This is a genomic window from Streptomyces silvae (genome assembly GCF_016745505.1).
In the GTDB taxonomy this organism is placed as follows: Bacteria; Actinomycetota; Actinomycetes; order Streptomycetales; family Streptomycetaceae; genus Streptomyces; species Streptomyces silvae.
This window is the reverse complement of sequence record NZ_JAERUC010000040.1, coordinates 1-11,641: the sequence shown is the minus strand read 5'-3', so window position 1 is coordinate 11,641 and position 11,641 is coordinate 1. Positions and strand designations below refer to the sequence as shown.

The 11,641-nt window shown below is 73.4% G+C and carries 6 protein-coding genes and 1 pseudogene; 4 read left to right on the top strand and 3 right to left on the bottom strand.

All coding sequences use genetic code 11. The annotated features are described in order from the left end of the window. Positions 1-3: 3 nt before the first annotated feature. From JKV81_RS06415 to JKV81_RS06405, 3 genes are all read right to left on the bottom strand, one after another. Positions 4-1,377 (bottom strand): carbohydrate ABC transporter permease, encoded by a 1,374-nt coding sequence (locus tag JKV81_RS06415; RefSeq protein ID WP_202075119.1) that lies wholly within the window; start codon positions 1,375-1,377, stop codon positions 4-6. Positions 1,378-1,381: 4 nt separating this feature from the next. Further along, on the bottom strand, positions 1,382-2,746 hold the full coding sequence (locus JKV81_RS06410; RefSeq protein ID WP_202075118.1) for an ABC transporter substrate-binding protein: 1,365 nt from the start codon (positions 2,744-2,746) through the stop codon (positions 1,382-1,384). 263 nt (positions 2,747-3,009) lie between these two features. Then, a complete protein-coding gene (locus JKV81_RS06405) occupies positions 3,010-6,378 on the bottom strand; it encodes an FHA domain-containing protein (RefSeq protein ID WP_202075117.1) in 3,369 nt (1,122 codons plus the stop codon). A gap of 419 nt (positions 6,379-6,797) precedes the next feature. On the opposite strand from JKV81_RS06405, the gene JKV81_RS06400 reads away from it, so the two are divergent. From JKV81_RS06400 to JKV81_RS06385, 4 genes and pseudogenes are all read left to right on the top strand, one after another. Then, positions 6,798-8,435, top strand: coding sequence for a serine/threonine-protein kinase (locus JKV81_RS06400; protein WP_202075116.1), 1,638 nt, complete (start codon positions 6,798-6,800; stop codon positions 8,433-8,435). A 146-nt stretch (positions 8,436-8,581) separates the two neighbouring features. Continuing rightward, positions 8,582-9,820, top strand: a complete 1,239-nt coding sequence (locus JKV81_RS06395; RefSeq protein ID WP_129263687.1) for a serine/threonine-protein kinase — start codon at positions 8,582-8,584, stop codon at positions 9,818-9,820. Positions 9,821-9,890: 70 nt separating this feature from the next. Then, positions 9,891-10,997 carry a peptide chain release factor 2 gene (gene prfB, locus JKV81_RS06390; protein WP_099172940.1) on the top strand — a complete coding sequence of 369 codons (1,107 nt, stop codon included), beginning with the start codon at positions 9,891-9,893 and terminating at the stop codon, positions 10,995-10,997. A 358-nt stretch (positions 10,998-11,355) separates the two neighbouring features. Beyond that, positions 11,356-11,641, top strand: a pseudogene (locus tag JKV81_RS06385) (hypothetical protein); the annotation flags it as partial.

Here is an 11,641-nt window from a genome sequence, read left to right as displayed (position 1 = left end):
TGGTCACCGGCGCCCCTCCTTCCGCATGCGGCGGATGTTGAACAGCATCACCGGGATCACCAGCAGCAGCAGGAGTACGGCGATGGCGCTGCCGACCCCGAGGTCCGCGTCCGTGCCGAACGAGGAGCGGTACAGCTGGAGGGCCAGGACGTTCGCGTCGTCCTGGGAGGAGCCCGGAGCGATGATGAAGACCAGGTCGAAGATCTTCAGGACGTTGATCATCAGGGTGACCAGGACCACCGCGAGCACGGGGGCCAGCATCGGCACCGTGATCCGCCGGAACACCTGCCACTCGTTCGCACCGTCCACCCGGGCCGCTTCGAGGAGTTCGCGGGGCAGCCCCGCCAGGCCGGCCGCGATCAGCACCATCGCGAATCCGGCCCACATCCAGACGTAACTGCCGATGATGCCCGGCGTCACGAGGGACGGTCCGAGCCAGTCGACCCCGTTGTACGGCTCCCGGAAGTTGTCCGCCGGAAGCCGGAGCAGGGAGCCGTCGGCCGAGGCGGGCAGGGTGAACACCCCGTCCGCTCCGGCCGTCGCCGAGGCGACGACCTTGCCGTCCTTCACCGCCTCGACGGTGATGCCCTTGAGGCCGAGCTCCTTCGGGTCGACGACGTTGGGCTTTCCGCCGCCGCCCCTGGTGAAGTCGAGCCAGGCCGTCCCGGTGATGCCGTCACCGGACGCGGTGGGCGCCTTCGCGGGCTTCGCGTCGCCGGGCATCTTCGCCGGGACGACACCGACCAGCGGCAGGTTCACCGGCTCCCCGGCGCGCACCGGTTCCTTCGTCACGAAGGAGCCGCCGCCACCGGCCTTCAGCGGATGGACGGGCAGCGGGTGTGCCTTCGGGAAGCCCGAGGACTGCGCGAACGTGTCGTGCACCCCCACCGCCACGGCGTTGGCCACGCCGCGCTCCGGCGCCTGCTCGTACACCAGCCGGAAGATGATGCCGGCGGCCAGCATGGAGATCGCCATCGGCATGAAGACGATCAGCTTGAACGCCGTGCCCCACCGGATCCGCTCGGTCAGCACCGCGAAGATCAGGCCCAGCACGGTGGCGACCGTCGGCGCGAACACGACCCAGATCGCGTTGTTCTTGACCGCGGTCCGGATGGTGTCGTCCGTGAAGAGCGCCTTGTAGTTGTCCAGGCCCGCGAATCCGGTGCCGGACTGGTCGAGGAACGAGCGGTAGACCGAGTACACGATCGGATAGACGACGAGGGCGCCGAGCAGCACCAGGGCGGGCAGCAGGAACGCCGCCGCGACCGTTCTGCGGGTGCCGGTCACGCTTCCGCGCGGGCGCCTGCCCGTGCCCGTGTCAGGACGCTTGTCGGCGGGGGGCGCGCTCTCCGCGCCCCCCGCTGTCGCTGTGGTCATCCCGTCAGCTCGTGTACGCCTTGGCCGCGTCGGACTCCAGCTTGGCTTGAGTCCCCGCGATGTCCTTCGGGTTCTTCAGGAAGTCCTGGAGCGTCTTCCACTCACCCTTGCCGGGCGTCCCGCCGAACGACTGCGGGGCCTGGTCGGACATGTCGAACCGGACGTCGTCACCGGCGTCGATCAGCGCCTCGGCGATCTTGCGCTGCACGTCGTTCGGGTAGGCGGACGCGTCCAGCTCCTTGTTGGGCGAGATGAACCCGCCGGCCTCGGCCCAGATCTTCGCCGAGTCCTTCGAGGCGAGCCAGGTCAGCAGGGCCTGGGCGCCCTTGGTGTCCTTGAGCGCCACGGCCGCGTCGCCGCCCGTCACCACCGGGGAGTCCGCGCCGACCGCGGGGAACGGGAACACCTTGGCGTCCGTACCGATCTTCGCCTCGGTCTGCGCGATGTTGATGGAGACGAAGTCGCCCTCGAAGACCATCGCGCCCTTGGGCTGGTCGCCGCCGGTGAACGTCTGGGTGACCGACACGGGGAACTCGGTCTGCAGTGCGCCGTCGGCGCCGCCGGAGATCAGGGCGGGCTTGCCGAAGAGCTCGGCCAGGGTCGTCAGGGCGTCCTTGACGGACGGGTCCGTCCACTTGATCTCGTGCTTGGCCAGCTGGTCGTACTTCTCCGGGCCTGCCTGGGAGAGGTAGACGTTCTCGAACCAGTCGGTGAGGGTCCAGCCGTCCGCGCCGCCGACCGAGACCGGGGTGACGCCGGAGGCGGAGACCGTCTCGGCCGTGGCGATGAAGTCCTTCCAGGTCTTCGGCTCGCTCGCGCCCGCGTTCTCGAACGCCTGGGCGTTGTACCAGACCAGGGACTTGTTGGCGGCCTTGAAGTAGACGCCGTACTGGGTGCCGTCGACCGCGCCGAGGTCCTGCCAGACCTGCGCGTAGTTCTTGCCCAGCTGGGCCTGCGCCTCCTTGCCGACCGGCTTGGCCCACTTCTTGGCCACGGCCTGCTGGATCGCGCCCACCTGCGGGATCATCGCGACGTCCGGGGGCTGGCCGCCCGCGATCTTCGTACCGAGGAAGTTGACGATCGGGTCCTGCGCCGGGACGAAGGTGACCGTCGCACCCGTCCGCTTCTCGAACTCGTCGAGGACCTTGGTGAAGTTGGCCTGCTCGGGTCCGGTCCAGACCGCGGCGACCGATATCTTCTCGCCGTCGAGCTTCGGCAGGGTGACGGTCGACGCGCTGTCCTCGGTCGTGCCGGACCCGTCTGCCGCCTTGTCCTTGCCGTCACCGTCGTCGCCGCACCCGGCGAGGGCCAGCGCCCCGATCGCGGTGAACACCACTGCGGCCCTACGCATGCGAAGGGTTCTGCGCATTCCCTGCCCCGTCTCTCCTGCGCGCGCATGAGGCCCGGACGGCACCAACGGTGGGACTCCGCAGTGCCGTTCACGTCTCACGTCGTGCGGTTCACATCGTCCGTGCGCACAGTCCTATGCCCGGCGCACCGGAGCCGCAATACCGCTGTCCGCGCCAACTCCGTGATCGTGATGGGCTCGTGACGTCGCCCCGGGCCGCAGTGCCCAGGGGAACAGCGGTGTCCGGGGACCAGCGCAGTCCGGAGACCAGCGCCGTCCGGGGATCAGCGCTGTCCGGGGATCAGCGGCGGGAGCGGCTCCGCGTTCACCGAACGGGCCGCCCGGTCCAGGGCGCTGGCCAGCAGGGCCAGGTCGGTGGGGCCGTTGCCCAGCTCGCGGACCGGCCTGCGGGCCGGCGGATCGCCCATCCGCTCCCACTCCAGCGGTACGACGGTGGGGCGCAGGGTCGCCGTACGCGGGATGCGGCCGGTGACCCGGCCGCCCTGGAACGGCGTCACCCGGCCGTCCGGATGCCCCAGCCGCCCACGGCCGGGGGCGGCCTCGTCCGGGGACGGGGGGACGACGGGCGGGTCGAGCACGATGCGCAGCCGCGCGCCCCGGGCCAGCTCCGTGTCCTCGGTGCGGTCCGGGCGGGCGGAGGTGGCGACCAGATGGACGCCGAGGCGCCCGCCGTCCCTGGCCACGGCCTCCAGCACCCGGACGACGGATCCGGCGGACGGGCGGCCGGGGCTGCCGAGCGCCGGGGCCACCAGGGCGTCGAAGTCGTCGGCCAGGACCACCAGCCGGGGCAGGGGCGAGGGCCCGGGGTCCATCGGGCGGGAGGCGGCGGGCCGCAGCCGCAGCGTGCCGCTGGCGGGCGATTCGAGGTCGCCGCGCTGCTCGGCGGCGCCGCCGGCGCGCCGGCCGGTGAGCCCGAGCGACTCCTCGTACCGCGCGTGCCACGCGTCGAAGTCCAGGGTGCCCAGCAGCTCCGCCCGGCGCTTCAGCTCGCCGCCCAGCGCCTGGGCGAACTCCCGCATCCGTACGGGGTCGGAGGCCACCAGGTGGGTGAAGACGTGCGGCAGTTCCGTGCAGGGGCGGAGTCCCTCGCCCCGCTCGCCCTGCTCGCCGGCCGCGCCGTCGATGAGGAGGATGCCGAGCCGGTCGGGGCGGGCGGCGGAGGCCAGGGAGGCGGCGGTGGCGCGCAGCAGCTCCGTACGGCCGCTGCCCGTGGGGCCCTCGATCAGCAGATGCGGTCCCTCCTCGGCGAGGTCCACGGAGAGCGGGCCCCGGGGGCCGGCGCCGAGGACGATCACGGGCCGTCCCGCGTAACCCGGGCCGCCCGGGGCGGTGGGCGCCGGGGCCCCGCTGTCGCGCCGCTGCGCGCCGATCCGGGGGGAGCCGGTGCTCGCGGGGGCGTACGCGGAGGAGCCCGAGCCCGAGCTGGTCGGCCCGCTGCCCCGGAACGGGGTGTGCCCGGCGTCGGGGGACTCGCGCTGCGCGCCCACCCGGGGCCCGGTGCTCAGGGTGCGCCCCGAGCTCGTCGTGTCCAGGTCGCCGGAGCCGGAGGCGGCCGTGCGCACCGTCGCGCCCGGCTGGACCTCGGCGGTGGAGGCCCAGCGCGCCATCAGGGAGGCCGGGGTCGCCCTTGCGAGGCCCAGCTCGTCCAGCAGCCGGGCGGACGGGGGCAGCGCCGCCGCCACGGGCCGGCCCGGCAGCGTGGCCGTGCCCTCGTCCCGCAGCGGTGCCAGGGCGCGCCCGAACCGTTCGGCCCAGGCCGCCGACACCGCGTCCACCGCGGCGACGGTGCCGTGGCCCGCCGCCTGGCCGCCCGCCGTGCGCAGCAGCCGCAGCGCGGTCGCCACATCGCCGCTGAGCATCGCGACCGCACCGCACTCACCGAAGGCGATCGAGGCCCGGCAGGCGGTGTCGTACGTCGCTGCGACCGGGGAGGTGGGGGAGGCGGCCGGGGTCTCGGCCAGGCAGATCAGATGGATCCCGGCGGCTGCTCCGGCACCGGCCAGCCCGGCCGTGGTCTCGCGCAGCGCCGCCGAACCGGGGTCGCCGTCCACGATCACCACGGTGTGCGGCCCGGTGTGCTGCCGGGCGGCCTCGGCCACCGAGGTCCGGTCGGCGCTCGCCCAGCCGGGCCCCAGCGGCCCTTCCTCCATGCGGCGCACCAGCTCCGCCGCGCGGGCGGCCGCCTGCTCACGGTCGTACGCGAGGAGCAGCCGGCAGTCCTGGCCGTGCATGGGGCGCAGATGGGGCAGCCAGCCGAGCCAGGACCACTCGCGCCGCCGCTCATCCAGGCTCCGGGTGCGGTCCGTGCTGATCAGCACGATCTCGACGTCGAAGGGGGAGTGGAGCGCGGCGAGCTGCGCGACGGTCGAGCGGGCGAGCCCGGCCAGCCGGGCCCGTGGACCAGCGAGCCCCAGCGAGCCGGCCTCCCGCAGCCCCACGGTGACCGGCACGGCCGGCAGGTCGGCCCGCTCCGTCGTCCCGAGGCGTACGACCAGGGCCTCGGGGTGCGTCGTGTCGCGCTCCCAGAGGCGGGGCCCGGGGCCGAGCGCCGTGAGGAGCACGGTGGCGGGGTCCGGCCAGGTCCCGGCCGGGGCCGAGGGTGAGTGCGGGGGTACGGAGGGGGCGTGCGGGGCGGCCCCGGGCTCCGGGCCTGTCGCCGGTGAGCCGTCGGGCATCCCGTGCGCCTGCTCTCCCCTGCCGCCCTTGAGCCGCCGGGCCCAGGCGGCTATGCCGCCGCGTCTGGCGGCCTCCCCGGGGGCGAGCTCGGAGCCGCGGCCGTGGGTGACGTGCGGGGCGGACCCACCGTGCGGGGCGGAGGGGCCGTCGCCGTGGGCCTCGTACGGGACGTGACCCGTAGAGGCGGGGGAGGCGTCACCGGTGCCGGTGTGGCCGTGACCTCCTCCTCCGGCGGAGGCGTCTCCCCCGGCCGTGTCCGGGTCCGGGCCGGGAGCCCCGTCCGTCCCGGGGGCGCCGCCCACCGCGTCCGCGCGGGCCACCCGCAGGTGGCCCTCGCCGTCCGGTGTCGTCGTCAGCGTGGGCGTACGCGTGCCGGGCGTGAGCCGGAGCGTGGACTCGCCGAGCCTGAGCAGGGCGCCGGGGACCAGCCGGACCGGGCGGTCCGTGACGTCCGCGCCGTCCAGCGAGGTGCCGTTGGTGGAGCCCAGGTCGGCGACGGACACCCGGCCGTCGTCCGTGACCGTCACCGCGCAGTGCAGGCGTGACACGTCGGGGTCGTCGAGCGGGACGTCGGCCTCGGCGGAACGGCCGATCCGGATCTGCCCGCCGTGCAGCAGGTGGACACCGCCGGCGTCCGGCCCCGCGATCACGTGCAGCCGCGCCGGCACCGCGTCGTCGGCCGCCTCGTCCTCGCCGGGCATCTGGAGCGAGAGCACCGTGCCGTCCACCAGGGGCGGCTCGCCGAGGGCGCAGCGCTGGGGGTCGAGCCGCTCGCGCCCGGCGTACAGCACGGTGGCGCCGCCGCCCTGGGAGCTCTCGGGGCCGGAGACCGCGGCGGCCAGGCTGGAGGCGACAGCCGCGAGGGCCGTCCCCGCGGGGGCGGTCACGAGCACGTCGCAGGCGCGCGCCGGGGTCTGGCCGCTGCGCGGCGCGAGGACGGTCAGCCGGATCTGCATCGCCGTCAGCGGTCCCTTCTGCGCGGGGTGCCCGGCAGGGGAAATGCCCTGTGATTCCCCCCACCCGGCACGGACGCGTCGTCCGGTACAGGTCGTCACGGACCGTGAGGCTCCCGACCTGACGGTTCCGTGCTGCAGGCATCCTCGCACCTGCCACTGACAACACGCCCGGGGGTGACCGCTTAGTGATCTTGAATGGCCGAGTGTGGGTGTAAAAGTGCCTGCTTGGTCCTGCCGGGGACGTGCTGCACACTCGTTCGGCAACCAACTCTTCCGTGGAGACGTCTTCCCGCTGGCACAGTGGCAACACGGCCGGAGGACGACCGGCCGGTGCCCCGTACGGCGGCATTAGAGTGGGCCGGGACATCCGGCGGGCCCCGGGGGACCGCAAGCACATCGACCAGCAGGGAGCGCGTGACGTGCGGCCAGTCGGCAGCAAATACCTGCTCGAGGAGCCGCTCGGACGCGGCGCCACGGGCACCGTCTGGCGAGCCCGCCAGCGGGAGACCGCGGGCGCCGAGGCGGCCGTCGCCGGGCAGCCCGGCGAGACCGTCGCGATCAAGGTGCTCAAGGAGGAGCTCGCCAACGACGCGGACGTCGTGATGCGGTTCCTGCGCGAGCGCTCCGTGCTGCTGCGGCTCACCCACCCGAACATCGTGCGCACCCGGGACCTCGTCGTCGAGGGCGATCTCCTCGCCCTGGTGATGGACCTCATCGACGGGCCCGACCTGCACCGTTATCTCCGGGAGAACGGCCCGCTCACCCCGGTCGCCGCCGCGCTGCTCACCGCCCAGATCGCGGACGCGCTCGCCGCGAGCCACGCCGACGGCGTCGTCCACCGCGACCTGAAGCCCGCCAACGTGCTGCTCGACGAGCGCGACGGCGGCATGACGCCGATGCTCACCGACTTCGGCATCGCGCGCCTCGCGGACTCCCCGGGGCTCACCCGGACCCACGAGTTCGTCGGCACGCCGGCCTATGTGGCTCCCGAGTCCGCCGAGGGACGTCCGCAGACCTCGGCCGTGGACGTCTACGGCGCGGGCATCCTGCTGTACGAGCTGGTCACCGGCCGTCCGCCGTTCGCCGGCGGCACCGCGCTGGAGGTCCTGCACCGGCACCTCAGCGAGGAGCCCCGGCGCCCCAGCACCGTCCCGGAGCCGCTGTGGACGGTCATCGAGCGCTGCCTGCGCAAGGACCCCGACCAGCGGCCCAGCGCCGTGAACCTCGCCCGGGCGCTCCGCACCGTCGGCTCCGGCATCGGCGTGCACGCGAACTCGGCGCAGATCGCCGCCGCCGAGGGCGTGGGCGCCCTGCTCGCCCCCGACCCGGCGCCCGCCGCCGTCCCGGAGACCCCGGGCGCGGCCGACCCGACACAGGTGCTGCCGAGCACCGCGGGCTCGTACGACCCGGCGGCCCCGACCAGCGTCATGCAGCAGACCCCCGGCGGGGCCGGCCAGGCCGACCCGACCGCGATGATGCCGCCCGTACCGCCGCGCCCCGACGGCCCTCCCGGGCCCGACGAGCCGCACCCCTGGCAGTCCCAGCTCAGGGCCGCCCGGGACCGTAACGAGCAGACGCAGGTCCAGTACCTCGACCCGAGCCAGGACCCGCTGCGCCGCCGCCCCCAGCGCCAGCAGCCGCCCCAGGACCGGCAGCCCCAGCGCCAGCAGCCGCAGCGCGCGCAGCAGTACCCACCGCAGCAGCAGCCCCAGCGCTACCAGGCGCCGCCCCAGCAGCAGCAGCGGCCCCAGCCGGCGCAGCGGCAGCAGTACGCGCCCCCGCAGCAGCCCGCACCGCAGCAGCCGGCCCCGCGCCAGCCGAGGCAGCGCAGCGCCAACCCGATGCGCATCCCCGGCCTCGGCTGCCTCAAGGGCTGCCTGTTCACGGTGGTGCTGCTGGTCGTCGCCGCCTGGCTCATCTGGGAGCTGACACCGCTTCAGGACTGGGTCGCCCAGGGGCAGAGCTTCTGGGACGCCATAGGGGACGGCATCGGTAAGGTCACCGACTGGTTCAAGGACATCGGCGGAAGCGGCTCCGGCGGCACAACCGGTCAGTAACCGCCCCCGGTCCGTGTCTTTGTCGACTTCTGCGGGCCCAATTCGCCCGCAGAAGTGAAGGTTGGCGCCATCCAGGGCACGCAACACCCCGTTCGCCGCGTAACTTTGTCGACCGGGGGTCAACGCCAGCCGCTGAGGGAGCAGTCTTGGCACGGAATATCGGCAGCCGGTACACCGCCCACCAGATCCTGGGGCGCGGCAGCGCCGGAACGGTGTGGCTCGGCGAGGGGCCGGAAGGTCCCGTCGCCATCAAGCTGCTGCGGGAGGACCTCGCGTCCGACCAGGAGCTCGTGGGCCGCTTCGTCCAGGAGCGCACCGCGCTGCTCGGGCTCGGCCATCCGCACGTCGTCGCCGTACGCGACCTCGTGGTGGACGGCACCGACCTGGCCCTGGTCATGGATCTCGTGCGGGGCACGGATCTGCGCACCCGGCTGGACCGGGAGCGCCGCCTCGCGCCCGAGGCCGCAGCGGCGATCATCGCGGACGTCGCCGACGGCCTCGCCGCCGCGCACCGCGCCGGGGTGGTCCACCGCGACGTCAAGCCGGAGAACATCCTGCTCGACATGGAGGGCCCGCTCGGCCCCGGCGGTTCGCACCCCGCGCTGCTCACCGACTTCGGCGTCGCCAAGCTGATCGACACCCCGCGCCGCACCAAGGCCACGAAGATCATCGGTACGCCGGACTACCTGGCCCCCGAGATCGTCGAAGGCCTGCCGCCGCGCGCCGCCGTGGACATCTACGCCCTTGCGACCGTGCTCTACGAGCTGCTCGCCGGCTTCACCCCCTTCGGCGGCGGTCACCCCGGGGCGGTCCTGCGCCGCCATGTCACCGAGACGGTCGTCCCGCTCCCGGGCATCCCCGAGGAGCTGTGGCAGCTCCTGGTGCAGTGCCTGGCCAAGGCCCCCGCCTCCCGGCTGCGCGCCTCGGAGCTGGCGACCCGGCTGCGGGAGCTGCTGCCGCTGCTGGCCGGGATACCCCCGCTCGACGTCGACGAGCCGGACAACGAGACCGAGCCGCAGACGTACGACGAGCAGCAGTACACCCCGGCCCCCGAGGAGCCCCGCCGCCGCGGCGCGGTCCCGCTGGTGCCCGGATCCTCCCCGGACTCCAACCGGGACACCCACACGAGCATGCGCGTTCCCGCCCCCGACGAGCTCTCCGGAGGCCCCCTCGGTACGGCCCGCGCCCCCCGCGCGCCCGGCCGGCCGCGCCCCGGCTCGGCCCGCAACAAGTCCGCGGCGGTCCGCAAGCGCCGGATCACCCTCGGTGTGGCGGCGGTCGCCCTGTGTGCGGCGATAGGGGTGGGCGGGTGGTTCGCCACGAGCGGCGACGACCCCGGCAGCCCCCCCGACGACACGCGGAATTCAGCGCCCACGATCCCCTGAGAGCAGCCCCGGAGGGGGTGCGGGATCGGGGGAGGGACATGTTCACCCGTCCAGCCGTTACGCTGGACCCGTGGCAGTCGTCGATATTTCCGAAGAGCTGAAGTCCCTCTCCTCGACCATGGGGTCGATCGAGGCCGTCCTGGACCTGGATGCGCTGAGGGCCGACATCGCCGCGCTCGAGGAGCAGGCGGCGGCGCCGTCCCTCTGGGACGACCCGGAGGCGGCGCAGAAGATCACCAGCAAGCTTTCGCACCTCCAGGCCGAGGTCCGCAAGACCGAGGCCCTGCGCAGCCGTATCGACGACCTCGAAGTCCTCTTCGAGCTCGCCGAGGACGAGGGTGACGCCGACGCGCGCGCGGAGGCGGAGACCGAGCTGGAGTCCGTCCGCAAGGCGCTGGACGAGATGGAGGTCCGCACGCTCCTCTCCGGCGAGTACGACGCGCGCGAGGCCCTGGTCACCATCCGCGCCGAGGCCGGTGGCGTCGACGCCGCCGACTTCGCCGAGAAGCTCCAGCGCATGTACCTCCGCTGGGCCGAGCGGCACAACTACAAGACCGAGGTCTACGAGACGGCCTACGCCGAGGAGGCCGGCATCAAGTCGACCACCTTCGCGGTGGAGGTTCCGTACGCCTACGGCACGCTCTCCGTCGAGCAGGGCACGCACCGGCTCGTCCGGATCTCGCCGTTCGACAACCAGGGCCGTCGCCAGACGTCCTTCGCGGGTGTCGAGGTGCTGCCCGTGGTCGAGCAGACGGACCACGTCGAGATCGACGAGTCCGAGCTCCGCGTCGACGTGTACCGCTCGTCGGGCCCCGGCGGCCAGGGCGTCAACACCACGGACTCCGCGGTGCGCCTGACCCACCTGCCCACCGGCATCGTCGTCTCCTGCCAGAACGAGCGCTCGCAGATCCAGAACAAGGCGTCCGCGATGAACGTCCTCCAGGCGAAGCTCCTCGAGCGCCGCCGCCAGGAGGAGCAGGCGAAGATGAACGCGCTCAAGGGCGACGGCGGCAACTCCTGGGGCAACCAGATGCGTTCGTACGTCCTCCACCCGTACCAGATGGTCAAGGACCTGCGTACGGAGTTCGAGATGGGCAACCCCGAAGCGGTCTTCAACGGCGAGATCGACGGCTTCATCGAGGCCGGCATCCGCTGGCGCAAGCAGAGCGAGAAGTAGCCTCGGCCGTACGGTTCCGGGCCCGGACAGGATCTCCTGTCCGGGCCCGTCCGCGTTCCCATCCGGGCGGGGGCGCAGGGGAGTTGGGGTGAAGGTGTGGCGAATGAGTCACAGTCGTGATTCCGAATACCCGTCAAGAACCCCCATAGCGGCCCGTATGCCCCCGGAACGGCCTTGACGTAGTCCTTATCTCTGGACAGGGTGCTAGAGCAGCACGCTTATGTCTGGGACAGGTGTGAACGGGGGCGGGCGGGATGACCACGGTACGGCGTGGCCCTGCAGAGTGTGTGACCCCGCAGGGCCGTGGACCGCATAGGGCTGCTCCATCGACAAGATCAGCTACTGGGGGTAGCAACAGATGACCAAGAAGACGCGAATCCGCGTCGCGCGGATAGCCGCTGGTGCGGTTATCGCCGCGGGTGCCTCGCTGACCGCCGCCGGTGCGGCGCAGGCGGCGGGCATCGGCCTCGGCCTCGGGGTCGACGACACCGAGGTCAGCGTCGGCCTGCACATCGGTGACGACGTGCCGGACGACCCGACCAACCCGGGCGGGGAAGACCCGACCAACCCGGGCGGGGAGGACCCGACGGACGAGCCCACCGATGAGCCGACCGACGAGCCCACCGATGAGCCGACGGACACGC

What these genes read in the sequence shown, in the direction of transcription:
- JKV81_RS06405 (WP_202075117.1), bottom strand. Translation starts at nt 6,378, where the DNA reads ATGCAGATCCGGCTGACCGTCCTCGCGCCGCGCAGCGGCCAGACCCCG.
- JKV81_RS06415 (WP_202075119.1), bottom strand. Translation starts at nt 1,377, where the DNA reads ATGACCACAGCGACAGCGGGGGGCGCGGAGAGCGCGCCCCCCGCCGAC.
- JKV81_RS06410 (WP_202075118.1), bottom strand. Translation starts at nt 2,746, where the DNA reads ATGCGCAGAACCCTTCGCATGCGTAGGGCCGCAGTGGTGTTCACCGCG.